At 64.0% G+C, this 22,890-nt stretch carries 21 protein-coding genes and 1 tRNA gene; 6 read left to right on the top strand and 16 right to left on the bottom strand.

Going from position 1 to position 22,890, the window contains the following annotated elements:
• Positions 1-48 precede the first annotated feature (48 nt).
• Both RAC97_RS07440 and RAC97_RS07435 read right to left on the bottom strand, forming a co-directional pair.
• Entirely contained in the window at positions 49-981 is a 933-nt protein-coding gene (locus RAC97_RS07440) for an NAD-dependent epimerase/dehydratase family protein (RefSeq protein WP_375099169.1), read from the bottom strand.
• Entirely contained in the window at positions 974-1,858 is an 885-nt protein-coding gene (locus RAC97_RS07435; protein ID WP_375099168.1) for a sugar nucleotide-binding protein, read from the bottom strand. The genes RAC97_RS07440 and RAC97_RS07435 overlap by 8 nt, the downstream gene beginning before the upstream one ends.
• A 290-nt stretch (positions 1,859-2,148) precedes the next feature.
• On the opposite strand from RAC97_RS07435, the gene RAC97_RS07430 reads away from it, so the two are divergent.
• Genes RAC97_RS07430 through RAC97_RS07420 form a run of 3 tightly spaced genes read left to right on the top strand, consistent with a single transcriptional unit; the run spans position 2,149 to position 4,856 of the window.
• Entirely contained in the window at positions 2,149-3,192 is a 1,044-nt protein-coding gene (locus RAC97_RS07430; RefSeq protein WP_375099167.1) for a TauD/TfdA family dioxygenase, read from the top strand.
• A 17-nt stretch (positions 3,193-3,209) separates the two neighbouring features.
• Complete coding sequence (locus RAC97_RS07425; protein WP_375099166.1) at positions 3,210-4,001, top strand: TSUP family transporter; 792 nt, start codon at positions 3,210-3,212, stop codon at positions 3,999-4,001.
• A gap of 9 nt (positions 4,002-4,010) precedes the next feature.
• Positions 4,011-4,856 (top strand): alpha/beta hydrolase, encoded by an 846-nt coding sequence (locus RAC97_RS07420; protein WP_375099165.1) that lies wholly within the window; start codon positions 4,011-4,013, stop codon positions 4,854-4,856.
• A 6-nt stretch (positions 4,857-4,862) separates the two neighbouring features.
• On the opposite strand, the gene RAC97_RS07415 is transcribed toward RAC97_RS07420, so the two are convergent.
• Complete coding sequence (locus tag RAC97_RS07415; protein WP_375099164.1) at positions 4,863-5,675, bottom strand: helix-turn-helix domain-containing protein; 813 nt, start codon at positions 5,673-5,675, stop codon at positions 4,863-4,865.
• Between the two features lie 180 nt (positions 5,676-5,855).
• Here RAC97_RS07415 and RAC97_RS07410 point away from each other — a divergent pair, with 180 nt between their 5' ends.
• A complete protein-coding gene (locus tag RAC97_RS07410) occupies positions 5,856-7,298 on the top strand; it encodes an alanine/glycine:cation symporter family protein (protein ID WP_375099163.1) in 1,443 nt (480 codons plus the stop codon).
• 74 nt (positions 7,299-7,372) lie between these two features.
• Positions 7,373-8,362: an asparaginase gene (locus RAC97_RS07405; RefSeq protein ID WP_375099162.1), complete on the top strand. Its 990-nt coding sequence runs from the start codon at positions 7,373-7,375 to the stop codon at positions 8,360-8,362.
• Positions 8,363-8,430: 68 nt separating this feature from the next.
• On the opposite strand, the gene RAC97_RS07400 is transcribed toward RAC97_RS07405, so the two are convergent.
• From RAC97_RS07400 to RAC97_RS07350, 11 genes are all read right to left on the bottom strand, one after another.
• Positions 8,431-8,526, bottom strand: a tRNA-Sec gene (locus tag RAC97_RS07400).
• 6 nt (positions 8,527-8,532) lie between these two features.
• The gene (gene selB / locus RAC97_RS07395; protein ID WP_375099161.1) at positions 8,533-10,452 is read right to left on the bottom strand and encodes a selenocysteine-specific translation elongation factor; all 1,920 of its coding nucleotides are present in this window, start codon (positions 10,450-10,452) and stop codon (positions 8,533-8,535) included.
• The gene (gene selA, locus RAC97_RS07390; protein ID WP_375099160.1) at positions 10,449-11,876 is read right to left on the bottom strand and encodes an L-seryl-tRNA(Sec) selenium transferase; all 1,428 of its coding nucleotides are present in this window, start codon (positions 11,874-11,876) and stop codon (positions 10,449-10,451) included. The genes selB and selA overlap by 4 nt, the downstream gene beginning before the upstream one ends.
• A gap of 159 nt (positions 11,877-12,035) precedes the next feature.
• The gene (gene fdhE / locus RAC97_RS07385; RefSeq protein ID WP_375099159.1) at positions 12,036-12,956 is read right to left on the bottom strand and encodes a formate dehydrogenase accessory protein FdhE; all 921 of its coding nucleotides are present in this window, start codon (positions 12,954-12,956) and stop codon (positions 12,036-12,038) included.
• Between the two features lie 4 nt (positions 12,957-12,960).
• A complete protein-coding gene (locus RAC97_RS07380; RefSeq protein WP_375099158.1) occupies positions 12,961-13,617 on the bottom strand; it encodes a formate dehydrogenase subunit gamma in 657 nt (218 codons plus the stop codon).
• Positions 13,614-14,564, bottom strand: coding sequence for a formate dehydrogenase subunit beta (gene fdxH / locus RAC97_RS07375; protein WP_375099157.1), 951 nt, complete (start codon positions 14,562-14,564; stop codon positions 13,614-13,616). Before fdxH ends, RAC97_RS07380 begins: the two co-directional genes overlap by 4 nt.
• A complete protein-coding gene (gene fdnG / locus RAC97_RS07370) occupies positions 14,564-17,632 on the bottom strand; it encodes a formate dehydrogenase-N subunit alpha (protein WP_375099156.1) in 3,069 nt (1,022 codons plus the stop codon). Before fdnG ends, fdxH begins: the two co-directional genes overlap by 1 nt.
• 126 nt (positions 17,633-17,758) lie before the next feature.
• On the bottom strand, positions 17,759-17,947 hold the full coding sequence (locus RAC97_RS07365; protein WP_186596824.1) for a rubredoxin: 189 nt from the start codon (positions 17,945-17,947) through the stop codon (positions 17,759-17,761).
• Positions 17,948-17,998: 51 nt separating this feature from the next.
• A complete protein-coding gene (locus RAC97_RS07360; protein ID WP_375099155.1) occupies positions 17,999-18,937 on the bottom strand; it encodes a LysR family transcriptional regulator in 939 nt (312 codons plus the stop codon).
• A 103-nt stretch (positions 18,938-19,040) separates the two neighbouring features.
• Positions 19,041-19,910, bottom strand: coding sequence for a DMT family transporter (locus RAC97_RS07355; RefSeq protein ID WP_375099154.1), 870 nt, complete (start codon positions 19,908-19,910; stop codon positions 19,041-19,043).
• A gap of 66 nt (positions 19,911-19,976) precedes the next feature.
• A complete protein-coding gene (locus RAC97_RS07350) occupies positions 19,977-20,594 on the bottom strand; it encodes a cation:proton antiporter (RefSeq protein WP_375099153.1) in 618 nt (205 codons plus the stop codon).
• Here RAC97_RS07350 and RAC97_RS07345 point away from each other — a divergent pair.
• Positions 20,584-20,745: a heme-binding protein gene (locus RAC97_RS07345; protein WP_375099152.1), complete on the top strand. Its 162-nt coding sequence runs from the start codon at positions 20,584-20,586 to the stop codon at positions 20,743-20,745. The two genes, RAC97_RS07350 and RAC97_RS07345, sit on opposite strands and share 11 nt — an antisense overlap.
• 112 nt (positions 20,746-20,857) lie before the next feature.
• On the opposite strand, the gene RAC97_RS07340 is transcribed toward RAC97_RS07345, so the two are convergent.
• Together RAC97_RS07340 and RAC97_RS07335 are read right to left on the bottom strand one after the other, a co-directional pair.
• Positions 20,858-21,403, bottom strand: a complete 546-nt coding sequence (locus tag RAC97_RS07340) for a single-stranded DNA-binding protein (RefSeq protein ID WP_375099151.1) — start codon at positions 21,401-21,403, stop codon at positions 20,858-20,860.
• A 9-nt stretch (positions 21,404-21,412) separates the two neighbouring features.
• Entirely contained in the window at positions 21,413-22,807 is a 1,395-nt protein-coding gene (locus tag RAC97_RS07335; RefSeq protein ID WP_375099150.1) for an MFS transporter, read from the bottom strand.
• Positions 22,808-22,890: the final 83 nt, after the last annotated feature.

The following is a 22,890-nucleotide window of genomic DNA, read 5'->3' as shown; positions in this document are numbered from 1 at the left end:
AAACGCCGCTCTCACGAGCGGCGTTTTTTGTGTAGACAAGCCTGAAGATCAAGCCTTGCCCAGCAATTTCGCCAGCCCCTCGACCATCGAGGTCGGCTCGGGGAAGTCGAAGCGCGCCAGCAGGCGCGAGTTGTCCGCCCGCGAATGGCGGATATCGCCCGAACGCGCCGGCCCGTGGCTGACCGCCGGCAGGCTGCCGACCACTTCGCCCAGCGCCGTCAGCAACTGGTTCAGCGAAGTGGCCTGGTTCAGGCCAATGTTCACCGCCCCTTCCTCGACCTGCGCCAACTCCAGTGCCTGCACCATCACCTTGACCAAGTCGCCGACATAGAGGAAGTCGCGGGTCTGCTCGCCATCGCCGAACACCGTGATCGGCACGCCCTGGACGGCGCGCTCGCAGAAGATGCTGATGACCCCGGAGTACGGCGAGGAGGGGTCCTGGCGTGGGCCGAAGATGTTGAAGAAGCGGAACACCGCCGGCTCCAGGCCGTGCTGGCGACGGTAGAAGTCCAGGTAGTGCTCGCTGGCCAGCTTGTCGGACGCATAAGGCGTCAACGGCGCCTTGGGCGTGTCCTCGGAGATCGAATGGCCTTCGCCGTTGTTGCCGTATACCGCCGCGCTGGAGGCGTACAGCACACGGCGCACGCCGTTGAGGCGCATGGCCTCGCAAACATTGAGGGTGCCGATGAAGTTGCTCTGGTGGGTCTTGACCGGGTCTTCGACCGAAGCCTGTACCGAGGCGACCGCCGCCAGGTGCACCACCGCCGCGCAACCCTCGACGGCCCGGGCCACCAGTGCCGAGTCGGCGACGTCGCCTTCGATCAGTTGCAAGCCGGGGTGGTCGAGGCGCAGGTTGCTGCGTTTGCCGGTGGAGAGGTCGTCGAGCACTCGCACCCTGTAGCCTTTGTCCAGCAACGCATCGCACAGGTGGGAACCGATGAAGCCGGCACCGCCGGTAATCAGGATGGGGGCATCAGCCATGGCGATAAAACCGATCCAGTAGAGGGGGCAAGCCAGCACGCCAGGCGCGTGGCTTGATACCGAAGGTGTGAAGGATTTTCTTGCAGGCCAGCACCGCATGCTGCGGTTCTTCGCTTGCGTCCGGGCGCGCAGCGTGGGCCTGGGCGGTGGGGGCCTGCACGGCCAGCTTGTGCCACTGGGCGGCCTCGGAAAGGATAGCCTGCCCCAGCGCCAGTGGCGTGGTCGCCTCGTTGCCGGCGTAGTGGTAGGTGCCCCACAGTGGCGCCGTGCAATCGAGCTGTTTGAGCACCGAGAGGATCACCCGCGCAGCGTCGTCCACCGGTGTCGGGTTGCCGCGCCGATCATCGGCCAGCAGCAGTTCCTGGGGCTGCTCGGCGCGAGTCAGGAAACGCCCGAGCACACCGTCGATGCTCTCGTCGAGCAGCCAGCCGAAACGCAGCAGCACATGGTGCGGGCAGGTGGCGCGCACGCTCTGCTCGATGCGCCACAGCGCCTGGCCACGCTGGCCGAGTGGCACCGGCTCGTCCTTCTCGCTGTAGGCCGTCGCCCGCGAGCCGTCGAACACCCGGTAGCTGGAGGGTTGCACCAGGGTGATCTGGTGGTGCTGGCACAGCTCGGCGAGCCGCTCCACTGCCCGTTCCTGCTGGGCCAGGCGCGACTCGCTGACCGACTCGGCCTGGAACCAGTCGAAGTAATAAGCCAGGTTGACCAGCGCATCGGGGCGCTGTTCGTCGAGCAATAGCGTGAGGCTTGCCGCATCCCAGCCGTTTTCCGGCGGGCGCGGCGCCAGGAACGCGATGTCTTCTTCAGCCCCGAGACGAATCAGCGCTTGCCCAAGGGCATTGCCACCACCCAACAGCATCAGGCGCATACGCATAGAGTCAGCAGGTCCGCTCAGATCGATTGATGGAAAAGTGGCATTTTGCGGTTTCCGCCCAGGGAAGTCCAACCTGGGGCAGGAATGGGCGCCCTTCACCGTTTTGAAGTTTTTCGAGGCCCTTTTGGGACATCCCGGAAACGCCCTATAATCCGCGCGGAATCGGCTGACTACGCAAACCAGGTATTCATCCATTTCAATACCCGCCCGACCACTTTGTCGGCGAACAGCCCCTGTGGCACCCGACCGGCAAGGACTGCCAAGCACAACAATAACAAGGAAAGTTTCCCATGCAGGATTCAGAAGTTGCGTACCTGAGTTTTACTCAGATACAGGCTCAGGCGTTGTCCATCGCCAGCCAATCGCTCGCCCAACTCGGAGGCCCGCAAGCCGCCGGGGCAGCGCAACTGGCCCGCAAGCACGCGCAACAGCTAGCCCTCACCCTCGCCCCCCAACAACGTGAAACCCTGCGGCGTTTCGCTAGCGGGGAGCTGGCTGCCTTGATGTACACCGACATGACCTGCCCTGGCGAAGACCCCGCGCCCGAGCAGCTCCCGGCACTGTCGGCCCTCGAAGACGATGCCCGCTGCCTGTACCTCGCTGCACGTAACCAGCTGCTGTTAGAGCTGATGAGCTACCGGGCCTTTGCCTTCGATATCGACAACGAGGGCAAGCAGGTGCGCCTGGTCGGCAACTTCAAAGGCGGCGGCAGCACGCCGCGCCCCGACGAAACCCAAGGCGCACGGATAGAACTCAGTTCCCACGCAGGCCTGCGCCTCGGGCCGCACACCGAGGCGCCCTACAACTGTTCGGTGGTGGCTGCGAACGAACACTCCCCGGCACCTAGCGCGCTGATACTCAGCGCCCGATGGAACCCGGCCAACGAGCCGACGTATGTGATCCCCATGCGCGGCGCGATCGAACGGCTGAACGGCCTGCAAGCCCTGGCACTGACCTCGGCGTCGTTCGACTTCACCCGCAGCGATTGCTTCGTTGCCGGCCTGGGCGAACCCGAGCAAGCCACCTCGCTGCTGCAGTTCGACGCCAACGGCGGCTTTGCCCTGCGCTACAACTCCTACCGTTTCTCGGTCAACGACCATGCCAGCCAAGCCGCCACCGACGCTTTCGATGCCTTCCAGGAAGCCGTTGCACAGGCCCAAGCGCTGCCATTTCTGCTGCAACCGGACACCGCGCTGGTGATCAACAACTGCCGCGCCTTGCACGGCCGCGACATCGTCAAGGACAACCGCCGCCTGCTGGTGCGTCTGTTCGGTTATTCCCCTTTTGCCCAGCCGGTGGTGATCTGCGAAGACCCACTGCTGGTACGCGGTTGAGCCCAAGGAAAACGTCCATGGAAATTGATATCACTCTGCTGCTAACCCTGGCCTCGGTCGCGCTGATGGCTGGCTTTTTCGATGCGATTGCCGGGGGCGGCGGCCTGATCACCCTGCCGGTGCTGTTCGTGGCCGGTATCGACCCGCTGGCGGCGATCGCGACCAACAAGTTCCAGGCCGCCTCGGCGACGGTGTCGGCGACCGTGGCGTTCGCGCGCAAGGGCATGATCGACTGGAAAAGCGGCCTGCCGATGGCCGCCATGGCATTCACCGGCGGCGCACTGGGGGCGTTGTCGGTGAGCCTGGTGCCCAAGGAATGGTTGCAGGCCTGTGTACCGGTGCTGCTGATACTGGTAGCTGCCTACTTCGCCTTCAGCCCAAAGCCGGATGACCACCAGCGCAAGGCGAAGATATCCACCGGTGTGTTCTGCCTCACCGCTGCGCCGTTGATCGGCTTCTACGACGGGGTATTCGGCCCTGGCGTGGGCTCGTTCTTCATGCTCGCCTGCGTGATCCTGCTGGGCCAGCACCTATTGCGCGCGCTGTGCAACAGCAAGCTGCTCAACGCTGCGTGCAACCTCGGTGCGCTGTCGGTATTCTCGCTGAGCGGGGCGATCATCTGGCCCCTGGCCCTGGCGATGGCCGCCGCTGCGTTCATCGGCGCGCAGCTGGGCGCGCGCTGTGCAGTGCGCTTCGGCCCCAGGTTGATCAAGCCGTTGCTGGTATGCGTGTGCTGCGTGATGGCGCTGAAGCTGTTGCTGGGTGCAGGCAACCCGCTCGGCGAGTGGCTGCAGCATCAGTTTCTTTGAAGAGGCGCAATGGACTTCGCGATCACGACCCCGCAACGCGACACCTGGCAGTACGATGAACCGGCCCCGGGCGTAGAACGCTTCGTCACTGAACGGTTCGAGGGCTACCAGCAGCAGGCCCGGCTGCTGGTACCGGACATCGAGCGAGCGCCGCCGCTGTTCGTGGTCGGTGGCGCACGCTCCGACTTCACCCGCCTGAACCCTCTGCTCTACCGCTTGCAGCAGCAAGGCATCGGCTCGCTCTGCGCCAACCTGTCGGGGCACAGCCGGGCCAGCGAGCCCGGTGCGCCAGCGCCCACGCTGGCCATCAACCTGCAGGAAGCGCTGCGCTTCCACCAGCACGTCGCATCGCGCTGCACCACCCTGGTCGGCCACAGCCTGGGCGGCGCCATCGCACTGAAGCTGGCGGCGCAGCTGCCGACGGTCGATACGCTGGTGCTGATCTGCCCGGCGGTCTACCCCGATACGGCCCACGACCAACCCTTCGGCCCGGCATTCACCGCTGCGATTCGCAAGCCCTTTGGCTTCCTGGAGTGCGACAGCTATGCCTTCCTGCGCCAGTTCCCGGGGCGGGTGCTGCTGGTGATCGGTGAATACGACGGGCTGAACTCCAAGGCCTACGGTCAAGGCGCCGGGACCTCGGCAGGCACCCGTTGGCTGGCTGGCGTGCAACGCTACAGCCCGATCCCCGAAGAAGTCACCCATGCGCTGTTGCGCTCTGTACCCGCGCCGCATGTGGAGTGCCTGATGCTCACCGACTGCGACCATGGCATTGCCGCGCACCTGCGCGATGCACCCGAGGTGGCAGACCAGGTGGCCGAGACCGTGGCAGGGTTCATTCTAGAGCAGCGCTGAGCGACGCTATTCGATCTCGAACAGGCCGTTGCTCAGCGGGCCGACACTCAGGCGGTCACGCACGTCGTCATCGATACGCGGGTCGTCCGGACGGTACAGCTTGACCTGGCGGTAGGCGTTGATGCGGTTGATCTCCTCGCCCAGGTATTCCCACACCACCCGGGTGCAGGCCGGGTTGCGCCGGTCGCCGCTGGAAACACCGGTCTTCAGGCCGTTCAGGCGGCTGATACGGCTCTTGAAGCTGGGGATGAGGATGGTCTGGCTCATTTCGTTGAAAGTCAGCGACTCGTAGTCGATCAGGAACACCCGATCCTGCAACTGGAACGCCGCGCCCAGGTAGCGACAGCGAACTTCGCCACCCTGGTTGGTGGCGGTGCTGCGCTCCTGGCGCTCCTGACGCTCGAACAGGAAGCTGCCGCGCTCTTCCCACAGATGCACCAGCGACACCAGGATCGCCCCTGGTACCGACATGCAGTTGGAATATTCGAAGTAGTACCCGCAGTAGCGCGACAGGTTGCCGCTCTGCGCATGCAGGGGCTTGAACAATTCGCTGATCGGGTCGCACTGGGGGCTGGCCGGCGCCGTCGGATTACGTGCGCCGATCAGGCGGGCGAACTGTTCCGGTGGTGCGGCCAGCTCGAAATCCTCGACCCCGAAGAAATCGCCGATGCGCTTGAGGTTATAGGCCGTCGGCCGGCTCTGCCCGTTCAAATAGCGGTTGAACTGCGCCCGGTTGATCGACAGCTGCCGGCAGACCTCCGAGATAGAGCGGTAGTGGCTACAAGCGAGCTTGAGGTTGGCGGCGAAATGATCGGCCATGAAAAAGCGTTCCAGATGATGCGAGTGACGCCATTCTAGCATCAAGTCGCACCAAAATAGAGCAAGACGCGAAATTGTAACCTTTGGTGTCATGGCCAAACATGCGCGCAAACGGCAGCGGTGCGCCTGTAATACCGCTGGTCATTCCACACGAAGAATAAGAATCGAGGTCATTTTTCAATGCTTGAAGCCCTCAACGATTTCCTTTCCGGGAAACTGCTCATCGTGCTGATCGTCGGACTCGGCGGTTATTTCACCCTCCGCTCGCGGTTCGTCCAGTTCCGCCACTTTGGCCATATGTTCGGTGTGTTCAAGGAATCGCTTCGCGGCCAGGCAGGCCAGCTGAGCTCGTTCCAGGCGCTGATGCTGAGCCTGGCCGGCCGGGTCGGTGCAGGTAATATCGCCGGCGTCGGTATCGCCGTTACCCTCGGCGGCCCAGGCGCGGTGTTCTGGATGTGGGTCACTGCACTGGTGGGCATGTCCAGCAGCTTCTTCGAGTGCACCCTGGCCCAGGTCTACAAGCGCGCCGATGGCGATGGCCTGTACCGCGGTGGCCCGGCGTACTACATCCAGCACGGCCTGAAGCTGAAAAGCATGGCGATCGTGTTCTCGATCCTGCTGCTGGTCACCTACGGCTTCGCCTTCATCGGCCTGCAGTCGTACACCGTGACCCACTCGCTGCAGAACGCCTTCGCCTTCGATCCGAAACACACCGGTATCGTCCTGGCGGTGCTGCTGGCCATCACCTTCATCGGCGGCATCAAGCGCATCGCGGCAGTGTCCGACCTGCTGGTACCGATCAAGACCCTGGCCTACATCGGCGTGACCCTGTATGTGATCGGTACCCAGATCGACCATGTACCGGCCATGCTGGAAACCATCTTCAAAAGCGCCTTCGGCCTCGACCCGGCCTTCGCCGGCCTGCTCGGCAGCGCCATCGTCATGGGCGTGAAGCGCGGCGTATTCGCCAACGAAGCGGGCCTGGGCAGTGCGCCGAACGTAGCCGCCGTTGCCGCCGTGAAGCACCCGGGTGCACAAGGCGTGGTGCAGGCGTTCAGCGTGTTCCTCGACACCTTCGTTATCTGCACCTGCACCGCGTTGCTGATCCTGCTGTCGGGCTTCTACACCCCGGGCTTCGAAGGTGACGGCATCGTCCTGACCCAGAACTCGCTGGCGGCAGTGGTCGGTGACTGGGGCCGGATATTCGTCAGCGTCGCGCTGTCGCTGTTCGTCTTCACCTGCATCCTCTACAACTACTACTTGGGCGAGAACAGCCTGCAGTTCATGACCCGCAACCGCGCGGCACTGATGACCTTCCGTGGCCTGGTGCTGGCCCTGGTGGTATGGGGTTCGATGCAAGACCTCTCGACCGTGTTCGCCTTTGCCGACATCACCATGACCTGCCTGGCGTTCGTCAACCTGATCGCCCTGGCCCTGCTGTTCAACATCGGCCTGCGGGTGATGCGCGACTACGACCAGCAGCGCAAGGCCGGCATCAAGCAGCCGGTGTTCGACGCCAGCAAGTTCGCCGACCTGGACCTGGACCGCGCCGCCTGGCCGACCCCAGCGCAAGCTGAAACAGCCGCTGACAAAATGACTGGCGAACTCCAGCACCAGCGCTGATACCCTGCCCCGTTTAAGCCGCCCCGTCCGCGGGCGGCTGCCCTCCTCCTCGCTCCTCGCAACGGAACCTTTCCATGGGTGCAGTGCAGAACCTTCTCGTCCTCTATACCGGCGGCACCATCGGCATGCTGCAGACCCCTGCAGGCCTGGCCCCCGCCGGCGGCTTCGACGCACGGATGCGTGAACACCTGGCCCAGCGCCCGGATGCCCCACAACTGCAATGGACTCTGCGAGAACTGACCCCCCTGCTCGACAGCGCCAACATGCAGCAAGCCAACTGGCTGGCCATGCGTGATGCCATCGTCGAAGCGGTAGAGCGTGACGGCCATGACGGCGTGCTGGTGCTGCACGGCACCGACACCCTGGCCTACAGCGCGGCGGCATTGTCGTTCCTGCTGCTGGCGCTGCCGGTGCCGGTGCTGCTGACCGGCTCGATGCTACCGGCAGGAGCCCCGGGCAGCGACGCCTGGGACAACCTCTGCGGCGCCCTGGCGCTGTTCGAAAGCGGCCTGCCAGCGGGCGTGCAGCTGTACTTCCATGGCCAGCTGTTGCACGGCTGCCGCGCCTCGAAGCTGCGCAGCGAAGCATTCGACGCCTTCACCGCCCCGGCCCGCCACCGCGAGGGCGAACGCGCCAGCGCGATTCCCGCCGACCTCGATTACCACCATCCGCGCAAGCCGGTCGACCTGGCGGTGTTGCCAGTATTCCCGGGCCTGGGTGCCGGGCACGTACAGGGGCTGCTAGGCACCGGCGTGCAGGGCCTGGTGCTGGAGTGCTATGGCAGCGGAACCGGGCCTTCGGATGACGAAGCGCTCCTGGATGTGCTGCATGAGGCGCGCCGCAGCGGGGTGATGATCGTTGCGATCAGCCAGTGCCCCGAAGGCTCGGTAGTGTTCGACACCTATGCCGCCGGCAGCAAGCTGCGCGATACCGGGCTGGTCAGCGCAGGCGGAATGACGCGCGAGGCGGCGCTGGGCAAGTTGTTCGCGCTGCTGGGTGCCGGGCTCGATGTTCAGACGGCCGAACATTGGTTCGCGCTGGACCTGTGTGGTGAGCGCGCCTAAGCGTTTCGCCTGGTCGTACGCATTCGCGGCGGTTCGGCGCGAATGCGTTCGAGGCGTCGAAACGAAATTGGCGGAAGGCAGCGGGAGTCGAACCTGCCCGGGAACGGCTGCCGTCCCCAACCGGGTTTGAAGCCCGGCCGCGCCACCGGGCGCGATTGCCTTCCTTGAACTCAGGGACTGGCCTGCTGGGCCAGCGCGCTGTCGGCGCGGATGTAACGTTGGTCGGCCACCCTGCGGGTAAGGCCGAGGCGGTCGAAGTACTCCAGTATCTGTACGCTGCGCTTGCGACCGATGCCCAACATATCGCGAAATGCAGCCACCTGCACTATCGGGGTATCGACTGATTGCTGCAACAGCAACTCGGCCATGCGCTGGATCGTATCCTGGTGATAGAACAAGTCCCGCACCACCTGGTGCAGCACACCCAGCCGCGCCAGCTTGCGCAGCAATAGGCGCACCTCGCTTTCCTCCACCTGCTCTTCGCCGGCCAGGGTTCGCACCCAGGGCGGGTCGAACGCGCCTGCCAGCAGGCGCGGTTGCAGGCGCGCCCACAGCGCTGCATCGGCCTCGCTCAACTGCACGTTGTGATCGGGCAGGTGCAGCCAGGGGCCACTGCTGGCGATGGCACCCTCGGCAAGTGCTTCATCCAGCAGGCTGACGAACGCTGGCCGCTCCAGCGGCAAGGCGCAGAACCTGCGCAGGCGGTCGCGGTCCGGGCCAAGCTGGTCGGGCTCCTGCAGATGGAACTGGGCCAGCTGCGCCAGCACTTGCGCCTTCAGCGCCCGCCATTGCGCGCGGGCGAACAGCAACTGCCCTTGGCGGGTCGCGATGACCTGCACGTCCTCCGGCAATTGCCAGGTTTCCCGCAGCCGGTTGAACTGCCGTTCCAGACGCTGCGGGTCGAGCCCGGCCGGGGCAGTTTGCAGCAAGGCCGACAGGCCCTGCTCCAGGCTTGTGGCATCGCGTAGCACCTGCAACTGCCCCAGGCGGGCCTCGCTTCGGCGCTGGCGGCTGGGCGCGAACGGGTCGAGCACGCGGCCGCCGCCAAGGGTGCGCTGGGCGCGTTGGTCGCGTAGCACCAGCCTGTCGCCATGCACCGCCTGCAAAGGTGCGTTGAGCAGCAACTGGGCGAACATGCGCTGGCCCGCCTCCAGCGTCTCGCCTTCGAGCAGCGCGACCCTGGCAGTGACATCCTGGGTACCAAGGTGCACGTGGACGGCGCTGAAGTGTTCGAACGCCCGCGCCTCGCCAGGCAGCAACGCCAGCTCGATATCCACCCGTGTGCTCGGCGCGTGCAGCCATTGCGGCAGCAGCCAATCGCCACGGCGAACCTGCTCGACGGCCAGACGCTCGGCACTGATGTTCAACGCAACGCGTTGTCCGGCCTCGGCCACCAGCGCTGGCTGGTTCTGCGCATGCAGGCCGCGCACACGCACCGGCTTTCCGGCCTTGCCCAGCAGCAATGTGTCGCCTGCCGTGACCCGGCCTGCCAGCGCGGTCCCGGTCACCACCACGCCGGCGCCCGGCACCGCGAACGCGCGGTCTATCGCCAGGCGAAAGCCGCCGTGCGCACTGCGCTGCCGTCGCTGCGCCGCCGCCTCGAGCAACGCGCCCCGCAGGGCATCGACACCCTCGCCGGTGACGCTGGACAACGCGAACTGCCGAGCCTCGGCATAAGGCCCCGGCGCCAGCAACTGCGCCACTTGCGCCTGGACCTCGATCACTCGCCCCGCCTCCACCCGGTCGCATTTGCTGATCGCCACGAGGGCCTGGGGGATACCCAGCAGCTCAATGATCGCCAGGTGCTCGCGGGTCTGTGGCATCACCCCGTCGTCGGCAGCCACCACCAACAGCACCAGGTCGATGCCGTGGGCGCCAGCGAGCATGTTGTGGATAAAGCGCTCATGCCCCGGTACATCGATGAAGCCGGTCAGCGGCGCACCGTCGGCCAGGGCCGCATAGCGGTAGCCGAGGTCGATGGTCATGCCCCGCGCGCGCTCTTCCTGGCGCTGGTCCCCGGCCTGGCCGGTCAGGGCCTGGAGCAGCGCGGTCTTGCCATGGTCGATATGCCCGGCGGTGCCGACGATCACTGCACGGGCCCCAGCCGCAGGGCCGGCAGTTGCGCCAGCCAGCCAGCCTCGTCGTCGAGCTGGCGCAGGTCGAGCCACAGGGCATCGTCGTCGATACGCCCCAGCACCGGCACAGGCAGCTCGCGCAGTGCGCGCTCCAGCACCCGCAGGCTGCGCCCACGCAGCTTTTTCGAGACCAACGGGCGCAGGCACAACGCAGCGCTGGGCAGGCGCGCCACCGGCTGGCTACCGCTGCCGATCATGCCCAGGGCCTGCTCTACCGAAACTGCCCACTGCTCGCCCAGACGCGCAGCCAGCTCCGGCGCCAGACGCTCGGCCTGGGTGGCGATATCGGCCTGGGGCCGAGTGAGCAGGCGCAAGCTGGGCAGGCGTTCGGCCAGGCGGTCCGGGTTGCGGTACAGCGCCAGCACCGCCTCCAGGGCAGCCAGGGTGATCTTGTCGACGCGCAGGGCGCGCTTGAGTGGGTTCTTCTTGATCCTGGCGATCAAGTCCTTGCGCCCGACGATGATCCCGGCCTGCGGACCACCAAGCAGCTTGTCGCCGCTGAAGGTGACGATGTCGGCGCCATCGGCCAGCGCCTGGCGTACCGTGGGCTCGGCGGGCAGGCCCCAGCGGGTCAGGTCGAGCAGGCTGCCGCTGCCCAGGTCTTCGAGCAATGGCAGGCCATGGCGCTGGGCGATCTGCGCAAGCTCGGCAGTAGGCACCTGGGTGGTGAAGCCCTGGATGCTGTAGTTGCTGCAATGCACGCGCATCAGCAGGCCGGTGCGCGGGTTGATCGCTATTTCGTAGTCGCGGGCGTGGGTGCGGTTGGTGGTGCCGATCTCGTGCAGGCGCACACCGGCGCGGGCCATGATGTCGGGAATGCGGAAGGCGCCGCCGATCTCGATCAGCTCGCCCCTGGAGATGACGCCTTCCTTGCGAGCGCCCAGGCTGTTCAGCGCCAGTAATACGGCAGCGGCGTTGTTGTTGACCACGGTGACCGCCTCGGCGCCGGTCAGCTCGCGAATCAGGCCTTCGATCAAGTCGTCGCGGTCACCGCGCTTGCCGGTGGCCAGGTCGAACTCAAGGTTGAGCGGGTAACGCGCAGCGGTTTCCATCGCCTGCACCGCCTCTTCCGGCAGCAAGGCGCGGCCGAGATTGGTGTGCAGCACGGTGCCGGTAAGGTTGAAGACGCGGCGTACCTGGCTTTTCTGCTGGTTGGCCAGGCGTTCGCCAGCGCGGCCCAGAAGCACTTCGGCAGCCAGTTCGGCGCTGCCCAGTTGGCCGAGGCGCGCGGGTTCGCGCAGCTCGTCGAGCAACTGGCGCAGGGCGGCCAGGGTGGCTTCGCGGCCATGGCGGTCGATCAGCGGAAGGCCGGCGGGGTGGCGTAGCAGGGTATCGATGGAGGGCAGACGTGGGGCTTGGCTGGGGAGGCTTGAAGACATGCGGTACGACCTTCGACTGATCCGGTGTCTGTGATGGCCCTTTCGCGGGTAAACCCGCTCCCACAGGTACCCCACTGTTCTCGAAAGCAGTGGGGTACCTGTGGGAGCGGGTTTACCCGCGAAGAGGGCGACTCGGTGATGGAGTGTAGACGGCGCCCGTCAACCCGGCGCCAGCAGCAGGTTCGGCGCCAGACGCTGGAAGCCTTCGTCGTCCAGGCGGATATCCAGCGCCAGGCTGGCCAAATCATCGGCCAATGCGTCCGCTGCGGTGTCGTTCTCCAGGTAGCAATGCTTGAGGTAGGTGTTGCACCCCGGGCAGCACTCGGCTCGCAGCGGCGCCTTGCCCGGTGCGTGCCGGTCGTCTTCCAGGCTGGTGTAGCGCAGGTCCTTGCTCGACTCGCAGTACACGCACTTGACCCGCACCACATGCCACTCGCAGGCGCACAGCGAGCAGGCCAGGTAGCGCAGCCCATTGTGCTTGCCCCGGTTGCGCACCAGTCCAGCCATGGCCGGCGAGCCGCACGCCGGGCATTGACCCAGGCTGCCAGCAGGCTTGAGTTCCGTCGGCGGCAGCGCCAGCAGCCAGCTGGACCACGCCGCTTGCAGGGCTGCGCCAATGAACGGCACCAGCGCCGCTGGCACGGCATCGTACTGGCCACCGAGCAGGGCGATGCCCCAGCCTTTGCGCTGGGTTTCATCGCTCTCGCGCAGCGTTCGAAGTGCCTGCGCCAACGGCCCCGCCTCCGGGGCTTGCAATGCGTCTATCAACGCCTGCAACCAGGCCAGCCAGGCACCCTCGCGCACCAGGCTGTCAGCGGCCAGGGGCGGCAAGCCGTGGTCAAGGCACAAGCGCTGGCGGGCCTCGGCCACCGGCAGGCCACTGGGAGGGTGATCGAGCAGGCGTTGCTGTAGCTGGCAAAGCTGGGCGACCAAGTGCAGGTAGTCACCCAACGCATGGCCCTCGGCAAGCCGCTCCAGCCGCGCAGCGCGCAGTTCGAACAGGTTGGCGGGGGGCAGGTGCAGGAACGGCGGCGTCACCGCCGAGGCTTCGATCTGCCCAGGTTCGAGTATCGTGCTCAAGCGTTCATCCTTCTTTTCCACCATGACGCGGCGGCGACTTGTCGCCGGTCACGTCGCGGTACCACAGTTCATGGTGCTTGCGTGCCCAGGCGCGGCTGACCCAGCCATGCAGCATGGCGCCAACCGAGCCCTTGATCCAGATCCCCGCGTAGATGTGCACGATGATGCTCAGCACCAGCACGAAGGCCGCCAACGCGTGCAGCAGGCTGGCCAGGCGAATGGCGCCGATACCAAAGAACTCGCTGAAGTAGGCACGCCAGATCACCACGCCGCTCACCAGCAGCACCAGCATGCACAGCAGCAGGGTCCAGAACAGCAGCTTCTGCCCGGCGTTGTACTTGCCAATCGGCGGCACGCCCTCTTCTTCGTTGCGCATCACCCGGTCGATACGGCGCAACCACAGGCGATCGTTGGCGGTGATGGAGTTGGCGCGCCAGAAACGCAGCACCAGGCCGAGGAAAAACACGAACATCGCCACGCCCAGGAACGGGTGCAGGATGCGCGTCCACGGGCCACCACCGAACAGGTGGCTGAGCCAGAACAGCGCCGGATGAAACAGCGCCAGCCCGGAAAGGCCGGCCATGACGAACAGGATCGCAACGATCCAGTGGTTGGTGCGCTCGTTGGCGCTGTAGCGCAGGATGGGCTTGTCGTCTCTCATGGCCGCTGCTCCCCTTGACCGCCGGGCTTGCCCGGGTCATAGACGTGGACCGCAGGGTCCACCTGGTGCACGCTGGTATCGGTTGGCGTGGGGTGTTCATCCTCCTCCACCCGCTGCGGGCCGACACGCACATAGTGGAAGAACCCGGCCAGCACCGCCGCCCCCATGGCCAGCAGCGCCAGCGGTTTACTGATGCCCTTCCACAGCCCCACCAGCGGGCTGATCACCGGCTGGTCCGGCAGGCCGGCGTACAGGCGCGGGGTGTCGGCGTGGTGCAGCACGTACATCACGTGGGTGCCGCCGACGCCGTCCGGGTCGTAGAGCCCGGCGTTGTCGTAGCCACGGGACTTGAGGTCGACGATACGTTCGTCGGCATGCACCTTCATCTCCTCCTTGCTGCCGAAGACGATCGCCCCGGTCGGACAGGTCTTCACGCAGGCCGGCTCCAGGCCCACGGCCACGCGGTCGGAACACAAGCTGCACTTGTAGGCCTTATGGTCCTTCTGCGAGATACGCGGGATATTGAACGGGCAGCCGGTGATGCAGTAGCCGCAGCCGATGCAGTGGTCCTGGTTGAAGTCGACGATGCCATTGGCGTGCTTGATGATCGCGCCAGGGCTCGGGCAGGCCTTCAGGCAGCCGGGGTCGGCGCAGTGCATGCAGCCGTCCTTGCGGATCAACCATTCGAGGTTGCCGTCTTCGCGCTCGTGCTCGGTGAAGCGCATCAGCGTCCAGGTGTCGGCGGTCAGGTCCTGGGGGTTGTCGTAGGTGCCGTGGTTGTGGCCGACCTCGTCACGCAGTTCGTTCCACTCCGAGCACGCCACTTGGCAGGCCTTGCAGCCGATGCACTTGGTGGTGTCGATCAGCTTGGCCACTTCCTGCTGCTGGCGTACCGAAGAAGGTACGGTCGTGGTGGCCGAGCGGGCGATGATATCTTGCTGGGCCATCAGACTTTCTCCACGTTGACGAGGAACGACTTGGATTCCGGCGTCTGGGTATTGCCATCACCGAGGAACGGCACCAGGGTGTTGGTCAGGTAGCCATGCCGGGCGGAACCGGTGAAGCCCCAGTGCAACGGGATGCCGATCTGGTGCACGGTCTGGTTGTTGACCTGCAGCGGGCGAATCCGCTTGGTCACCACCGCCACCGCCTCGATGAACCCGCGCTTGCTCGACACTCGCACCCGGTCACCGGCCTTGATGCCCTTCTCGGCAGCCAGCACCTCGCCGATCTCGACGAACTGCTCGGGCTGGATGATCGAGTTGAGCTGGCAGTGCTTGCTCCAGAAGTGGAAGTGTTCGGTCAGCCGATAGCTGGTGGCCGCGTAGGGGAATTCCTCGTGCTTGCCGAGCGTGTCCCACACCGAGTCGAACACCCGCCCGGCCGGGTTGCTGACGGCCTTCGGGTTATTCGGGTGCAACGGGTTGATGCCGATAGGCGTCTCGAACGGCTCGTAGTGCTCGGGGAACGGCCCTTCGGCCATCTTGTCGATGGCGAAGAAGCGCGCCACACCCTCGGGGTTCATGATGAACGGGTTCATTCCCGCTTCCGGTGGCGAGTCGACCTTGAAGTCCGGCACGTCGGTGCCGCTCCAGGCCTTGCCGTTCCACCACACCAGGCGTTTTTTCTCCGGGTCCCAAGGCCTGCCCTGGGGGTCGCTGGAGGCGCGGTTGTAGAGGATGCGGCGGTTCGCCGGCCATGCCCAGGCCCAGTTCTGCGCTTGGTGCATGCCGTAGGGGTCACTGTTGTCGCGCCGGGCCATCTGGTTGCCCTGCTCGGTCCAGCTGCCGCAGAAGATCCAGCAGCCCGAAGCGGTGCTGCCGTCGTCCTTGAGCTGGCCGAAGCCGGCCAGTTGCTGGCCGCTCTTGAGCGTGGCGCCCGTGGCGTCGGTAAGGTCGCTGACCGCCCAACCGTTCATCTCCTTGGCCAGCTCTTCCGGGGACGGCTCTTCGGGCACCTTGTAGGGCCAGCTGATGTTCAGCATCGGGTCGGGGAAGGCGCCGCCTTCGGCCTTGTAGCGCTCACGTAGACGCAGGAACAGCTCGCTCATGATGTGCACGTCGGTACGTGTCTCGCCCGGGCCGTCGGCGCCTTTCCAGTGCCATTGCAGCCAGCGGCTGCTGTTGACCAGCGAGCCGTCTTCCTCGGCAAAGCAGGTGGTGGGCAGTCGGATGACCTCGGTCTGGATGTTGGCCGTATCGACATCGTTGTACGGCCCGGCGTTGCGCCAGAACTCGGACGTTTCGGTGGCCAGGGGGTCCATGATGACCAGCCACTTGAGTTTGCCCAGTGCAGCGGTGACGCGGTTCTTGTCCGGCAACGCGGCGATCGGGTTGAAGCCCTGGCAGATATAGCCGTTGACCTTGCCCTGGCTCATCATCTCGAACATGCGCAGCACGTCGTAGGCCGGCACGTCGAGCTTGGGCAGCCAGTCATAGCCCCAGTTGTTCTCGGCGGTGGCATTGGCGCCGTACCAGGCTTTCATCAGGCTGACATGGAACTTGCCGTAGTTCTGCCAGTACGACAGCTGCCCCGGGCGCAGCGGCTTGGAGGCGCGCTTGTCGATGAAGGCGGCGTAGTCCTGCTCGGCGTCGCCACCCAAGGTGAGGTAGCCCGGCAGCGAGTTGGACAGCAGCCCGAGGTCGGTCAGCCCCTGGATGTTGGAGTGCCCCCGCAAGGCGTTGACGCCCCCGCCAGGCATGCCGACGTTACCCAGCAGCAACTGCACCATGGCTGCACTGCGGATGATCTGCGCGCCAATCGAGTGCTGTGTCCAGCCCAGGGCGTAGAGAATCGTCATGGTCTTGCCCGGCACCGAGCAGGTGGCGATCTCTTCCCAGATCTTCATCATCTGGTCCTGGGGCATGCCACAGGTCATGCTCGCCAGTTCCGGCGTGTAGCGGCTGTAGTGCTGCTTCATCAACTGGAACACGCAACGCGGGTGCTGCAAGGTCGGGTCGACCTTGGCGAAACCGTCCTCGCCAAGCTCGTAGCCCCAGCCAGACTTGTCCGCATAGATGCGTTTGGCGGCGTCATAGCCACTGAACAGGCCGTCCTCGAAGCCGTAGTTCTCTTTGACGATGAACGACACGTCGGTGTAGTTGCGCACGTACTCGTGCTGGATCTTGTCGGTACTCAGCAGGTAGTTGATCAACCCACCCATGAAAGCGATATCGCTCCCTGTACGGATAGGCGCGTAGTAATCCGCCACCGAGGCAGTGCGAGTGAACCGTGGATCGACCACGATCAGGCGGGCCTGGTTGTGCGCCTTGGCCTCGGTCACCCATTTGAAGCCACAGGGGTGCGCCTCGGCTGCGTTGCCGCCCATCACCAGGACCAGGTTTGCGTTGGCGATATCAGACCAATGGTTGGTCATCGCACCACGGCCAAACGTCGGGGCAAGACTTGCCACCGTCGGGCCGTGTCAGACACGCGCCTGGTTATCGAACCCCAGCATGCCGAGAGAACGAATGACCTTGTGGGTCAGGTAGCCGGCTTCGCTGGAGGCCGCAGAGGCGGCGAGGAAACCGGTGCTGACCCAACGGTTGACGGTCTGGCCCTGGGCGTTCTTCTCGATGAAGTTGGCGTCGCGGTCCTGTTTCATCAGCGTGGCGACGCGGTCGAGCGCTTCGTCCCAGCTGATGCGGGTCCACTCCTTGCTGCCCGCCTTGCGCACCTCGGGGTACTTGAGGCGGCTGGGGCTATGGATGAAGTCGAGCAGGCCCGCGCCTTTCGGGCACAAGGTGCCACGGTTGACCGGATGGTCCGCGTCGCCCTCGATGTGGATGATGCTCTGCTTGACGTTCTTCCCGGCATCGCCCTGGCTGTACAGGATCAGGCCGCAGCCGACCGAGCAGTAGGGACAGGTGTTACGGGTTTCCTTGGTGTGCGCCAGCTTGAAGTGGCGCACCTGCTCGGCGAACGCGGGTGTCGGGGCCATGCCCAACGCCGCGAGGCTCGAGCCTCCAAGGCCGATGGCAGCGGCCTTGAAGAACTGCCGACGGTTCAGATCCATCGTGCACTCCTGATCAGGTGGGGGCGCACGGGACATTGCCGGCGCCTCTCGGGACATCACGGTAGCGGTAGGTAGATACCGCCACGTTAAGCCTAGCCAAGAATCCGGGAAGTGCGATGACCCCGATCATGCATCGAGCGATTCGACACGAGGTACAAACGCTTCCTTGCCCAGCCCGCAGTCAGGGCAAAGCCAGTCATGTGGAATATCTTCGAATGCAGTCCCCGGCGCGATGCCATGCTCCGGATCACCTACCGTCGGGTCATAGGTGTACCAACAGGTTTCGCAATAGTACTCGGCAACCTGCGTAGCCATCGTATGCTCCTTTTTCCCATGGTCCGGTGCCGCACGAGGCCAGCCATTGCATCAGGTCATCTGTCCTGACCGGCGCAACGCACTCACCAGGTAGTCGACCATCACCTTGACCTTCTGCGACACATGCCGGCCGGGCTGATAGAGCGCCCAGGCCATCCCTTGCATCGCCCCCGCGTATCTCCACCCGGGCAACAACTCCACCAGGGCATTGGCGGAAATTGCTTCAGCCGCCAGCCCGGCCGGCAGGCAGGAAATCCCCAGGCCCGAGATCGTGGCATTGAGGACCGCCTCCGGACTGTCCGCGAAGTAGCGCCCCGAAACACTTACCTCGCACATTCCATGCGTTGAAATGAACTTCCAGTTCTGGATTTCGGTGGCCGCGGGAAATGGGATGCAACTGTGTTCCGCCAACACCGAGGGATGCTCAGGTCGCCCAAACTTTTCCAAGTAACTCTCGGCGGCACAGACAATGAAATCGACGGGGAACAACTTGCGCGCCACCAACCCCAGGGGAGGACTGTCCGTTATCTGGATTCCAATATCGATACCCTCGGCAATAAAGTCCGGTGCTCCCTCACTGGAAATGAGCTGTACATTGACGCCGGGGTAGCGGTACAAAAACTCCGGAACCAGCTGGTTACACGCCGCGTACAGCGAACGTGGCACCGCAATGCGAATAAGCCCTTGCGGTGCTTCGAGGAAGCGGTCCTTGAGGCGAAACACATTGGCCGAAGACTCCAGCAACTCTTTGCAGTGTGAGTAGATCTGGGCGCCTTCGGCATTCACTCTCAATTGCCGGGTGCTGCGCTCAAGCAAACGCAATGACAAGGCATTTTCAAGCTTTGACACTTGTTTGCTGACCGCCGAGGCAGTCAACCCCAGCCTGACCGATGCATCTACAAAACTACCGGTCTCGACGACCACTGCAAAAGCCGCCATGCAAGGCAACATATCAACATGACTTTTCGGAAGGCAGCCTCGATATTCCATTATTATGACCACTCATATCTACAGGCCAATAAACGAAAGCCTCCGCCCATGACCCAAGGACCCCAAAAAATTCACCGCAAACGTTTGCAACTTTGCGACAACATCATCCATAAAGATGCAAAAGCACAGCCCCCAACAACACCAGACACACACCGCCCACTTGAACGACCGACAACCGCTCGCGATAAAAGAAGTATCCGAGGATGGCCGCGATACCACCCGACAAGGTACTGATGACAGTAACGACTGAAACCGAACCGTTGAGCGCCCCCCAGGAAAAAGCCGAGAACCCTCCCAGGTTGAACAGGCTTGCGCCACACAGTGAACCCAATGTCTTCAAGCGGATCGTGGCATGATCGCGCAGCAGCCTGAAGGCTTCCGGAATCAAGAAGGCCACCCCGACGGCATAACCCAGCGCCAGCATGTTCACCGGCCCCAGCGCCGGCAAGGCGAACTTGCCTTGAATCCAGAAGCTGACGCCGTAAAGCATGGCCGCCAGCAACGCATACCCTATCGATACAGTGCCCTTTGCCTTGCGCTCGAAATCGCCGCCATGGTCACTGCGACTGGCCAGTAGTACACCGAAGAAGCAGACGAAGATACCGCTCACCTGCCAGGCTGACAGTGTGTCCCCGCCGAGCCAGGCCAGCAGCGTTGTAAAAACGCCATAGGAGGTGACCAACGGTGCCACGACAGCGGTCTTGCCAACCGCAAACGCTTTTGAAAGCGCCAACGCCCCGATCACGGTACATAGTGAAGCCACAATACCCAGTACCACCGCGCGTTTGGGAGCCGACAGGAACTTCTCCCACTGGCTGGCCGAAATGACAATAATGACTGTCATTAACAAAAGCCCCAGCAGTTGCCCGAAAAAGACCGCCCGCTTGACCCCTACCGCTCGTGCGTTCACACCGACCAGAAAATCCGTAGCCCCCCAGAACGCAGCGGCCAGCAACCCCATGAATACGTCCACAGCAATGTTCCTTATTTTTGGCTGATCCCTTTAATCTCCAGACAGTAATCGGGATGAACTCAAAAATCAAACACCTGTATGAGGTGAGACGTTGTAGCCAGCATCACTCTTACGGGCCGAGCGATTTAACAATGAAATTAACGGATTAGTTAAAGCCGTTGAAACAAGTGCAAGCATCAAAAGAACACTATAGGAACTTTCAGACAACACTCCCATCTGCAGTCCTACACCAAGTACCACTAATTCCACGAGTCCCTTGGTATTCATCAGCACACCGAGTTCCAATGAAACCTTTGGTGTCAGCCCCGACAGCCTGGCCCCGACATAAGAGCCCAGAACCTTGCCGACAATCCCCCCCACTAGAAACAACAGCAACCACAACCACAGAGTGGGATCGCTGAAAGCCCCGAGCGAAACCTGGATACCGGAACAGGCAAAGAAGATTGGTGTGAGAAACAGATGGCCGAACCTGCCGACCCAGCGGCGCCAGGCATGCTCCATCGAGAACAGGTCGTGAAAGACATAGGCCGCCAAGACTGCACCGATTGCCTCATGGAACCCAAGCATCGCGGTCACTTGCGCCGAAAACAGGCAGTAGAGCAAGGCAAGTGCCACCCGCGACCGCTCGCCCAGGACAGTGTAACCGGACCGGCTCGGCGAGCGCAGCGCCGCGTTGCCGGCCAATCCCTACGCCTCGCTGCCCGGCTTCACCCTACTGGAAGGCGGGCTGCCGATCATGGATGTGAACGGCAAACACATCGGCGGCATCGGCATCAGCGGAGCGACACCGGAACAGGACGCACAGTTTGCCAGGGCGGCACTCGAAGAAGGCTGACGCCTTGTCAGAGCACCGGCTCCGGACAAAAAGAAACCCGCTTCAGGCATGAAGCGGGTTTCTTGTTTAAGCTCTGTTTCGCTGTGGCACCATTGGCGCCACCAGGTAGTCGCTAGAACGGAATATCGTCATCGAAGCTGTCGAAGTCAGCCGCTGGCTGCGGCGCAGGCTGCTGAGGTGCCTGGCGCTGTTGCGCCTGCTGCGGGCGCGGAGCCTGCTGGCGTGGGGCCTGGTTGTACTGCTGCTGGCCGCCGCCTTGGTTGTAGTTGCCACCACCCTGGTTGTACGGGTCGCCGCCGCCCTGCTGGCCCTGCGGACGTCCGCCGAGCAGCTGCATGGTGCCCTGCATGTCGACGATGATTTCCGTGGTGTAACGCTTGATGCCGTCTTTTTCCCACTCGCGGGTTTGCAGCTTGCCCTCGATGTAGCACTGCGAGCCTTTGCGCAGGTACTCACCGGCGATCTCGGCGACCTTGCCGAACAGGGAGACGCGGTGCCACTCGGTGCGCTCGACCTTCTGGCCGGACTGCTTGTCGGTCCACTGCTCGCTGGTGGCCAGGCTCAGGTTGGTCACGGCGTTACCGTTGGGCAGGTAGCGGACTTCGGGATCCTGGCCGCAAGTGCCGACCAGAATGACTTTGTTAACCCCACGGGCCATAACATTCTCCTAGGCTTCGCACGCCGCTGAGGCTGGGTTCACCAGACGCTCGAGGGTCGCACGGTCCAAAATTTTCGTATCCAGTTTGATATAGATGGCAGCTTCTTCCGCCACCACCACGGCGTCGGTCACACCCGGCACGGCCATCAGGCGCTCGGCCAGCCCCGTTTCCTGGAGCGCCTCTGGCGTCAGCGGCATACGCAGGCTGGTGACATAGGGTGGCTCGTTCATGCCCAAGGCAGACACCAGCCAGACCGCACACAGTACCGCACAACCGATGAACACCCACCCCAGGCCACCGTGCTGGAACAACCAGCCACCGAGTATTCCGCCCAACGCAGCGCCGAGGAACTGGCTGGTGGAATACACCCCCATTGCCGTTCCCTTGCCGCCAGCAGGCGATACCTTGCTGACCAGCGAAGGCAAGGACGCTTCCAGCAGGTTGAATGCAGTGAAGAATACCACGGTGCCGATCACCAGTCCCCGCAAGTTGTCGGCCCACTGCCAGAAGAACACTTCGACCAGCAGCAGGACACTGACCGCGCCAAGCAGGACGCTTTTCATCTTGCGCTTCTTTTCGCCGTAGATGATGAACGGGACCATTGCAAAAAATGAGACCAGCAGCGCGGTCAGGTATACCCACCAATGTTCTTCCTTCGGCAGGCCGCCACGCTCGACGAAGGCCAGGGGCAGCGCAACGAAGCTGGCCATGAGGATGGCATGGAGGATGAAGATACTCACGTCCAGGCGCAGAAGGTCCGGATGACGCAGGGTCGGGCCCAACGCCTGGCGTGCTACACCCGACTCACGGTGCTGCAACGTGTTGTGGGCGCTGGGCACCACGAAGGCCACCAGGGCTATGCCTACGACGGCAAGTCCTGCCGTTGCGAGGAACAATCCTGACAAACCAAAGGCACTGGTCAACAACGGCCCGATCACCATCGCCACTGCAAACGACAGGCCGATGCTCATGCCGATCATGGCCATGGCCTTGGTGCGGTGCTGCTCGCGGGTAAGGTCGGAAAGCAGCGCCATGACCGCTGCGGAAATCGCCCCGGCGCCTTGCAGGATACGTCCGGCGATCACCCCCCAGATGGAATCGGCTTGGGCGGCCAGCACGCTGCCCAAGGCGAAAATCACCAGCCCCAGGTAGATCACCGGGCGGCGCCCGATGCGGTCGGAAATCACCCCGAACGGAATCTGCAGCACCGCCTGGGTCAGGCCGTAGGCGCCAATGGCCAGGCCGATCAGCGCTGGCGTGGCACCGGCCAGGTCCATGCCATAGGTCGCAAGCACCGGCAACACCATGAACATGCCCAGCATACGAAAGGCAAAGACCAACGCCAGGCCGCTCGCCGCGCGGGTTTCGCTGCCACTCATGCGCTCGTTGTGGGTGTCGTGCATGGATTAACCTCGTGTGAACCGGCGGCGATTCTATCAGTCCGACGGCAAGACGGCATATACGCGACGCTTTGCCGCGTGGTGGC

Origin of the sequence: Pseudomonas sp. LS_2 (genome assembly GCF_042709235.1) — a bacterium.
GTDB lineage: Bacteria > Pseudomonadota > Gammaproteobacteria > Pseudomonadales > Pseudomonadaceae > Aquipseudomonas.
The sequence above is the reverse complement of the archived record's forward strand: the minus strand, read 5'-3'. Positions and strand labels throughout refer to the sequence as shown.

Excerpts from the sequence above, each read along its gene's own strand:
- RAC97_RS07440 (WP_375099169.1), bottom strand. The coding sequence starts at position 981 with ATGGCTGATGCCCCCATCCTGATTACCGGCGGTGCCGGCTTCATCGGT.
- RAC97_RS07435 (WP_375099168.1), bottom strand. The coding sequence starts at position 1,858 with ATGCGTATGCGCCTGATGCTGTTGGGTGGTGGCAATGCCCTTGGGCAA.
- RAC97_RS07430 (WP_375099167.1), top strand. The coding sequence starts at position 2,149 with ATGCAGGATTCAGAAGTTGCGTACCTGAGTTTTACTCAGATACAGGCT.
- RAC97_RS07425 (WP_375099166.1), top strand. The coding sequence starts at position 3,210 with ATGGAAATTGATATCACTCTGCTGCTAACCCTGGCCTCGGTCGCGCTG.
- RAC97_RS07420 (WP_375099165.1), top strand. The coding sequence starts at position 4,011 with ATGGACTTCGCGATCACGACCCCGCAACGCGACACCTGGCAGTACGAT.
- RAC97_RS07415 (WP_375099164.1), bottom strand. The coding sequence starts at position 5,675 with ATGGCCGATCATTTCGCCGCCAACCTCAAGCTCGCTTGTAGCCACTAC.
- RAC97_RS07410 (WP_375099163.1), top strand. The coding sequence starts at position 5,856 with ATGCTTGAAGCCCTCAACGATTTCCTTTCCGGGAAACTGCTCATCGTG.
- RAC97_RS07405 (WP_375099162.1), top strand. The coding sequence starts at position 7,373 with ATGGGTGCAGTGCAGAACCTTCTCGTCCTCTATACCGGCGGCACCATC.
- selA (WP_375099160.1), bottom strand. The coding sequence starts at position 11,876 with ATGTCTTCAAGCCTCCCCAGCCAAGCCCCACGTCTGCCCTCCATCGAT.
- RAC97_RS07380 (WP_375099158.1), bottom strand. The coding sequence starts at position 13,617 with ATGAGAGACGACAAGCCCATCCTGCGCTACAGCGCCAACGAGCGCACC.
- fdxH (WP_375099157.1), bottom strand. The coding sequence starts at position 14,564 with ATGGCCCAGCAAGATATCATCGCCCGCTCGGCCACCACGACCGTACCT.
- RAC97_RS07365 (WP_186596824.1), bottom strand. The coding sequence starts at position 17,947 with ATGGCTACGCAGGTTGCCGAGTACTATTGCGAAACCTGTTGGTACACC.
- RAC97_RS07360 (WP_375099155.1), bottom strand. The coding sequence starts at position 18,937 with ATGGAATATCGAGGCTGCCTTCCGAAAAGTCATGTTGATATGTTGCCT.
- RAC97_RS07340 (WP_375099151.1), bottom strand. The coding sequence starts at position 21,403 with ATGGCCCGTGGGGTTAACAAAGTCATTCTGGTCGGCACTTGCGGCCAG.
- RAC97_RS07335 (WP_375099150.1), bottom strand. The coding sequence starts at position 22,807 with ATGCACGACACCCACAACGAGCGCATGAGTGGCAGCGAAACCCGCGCG.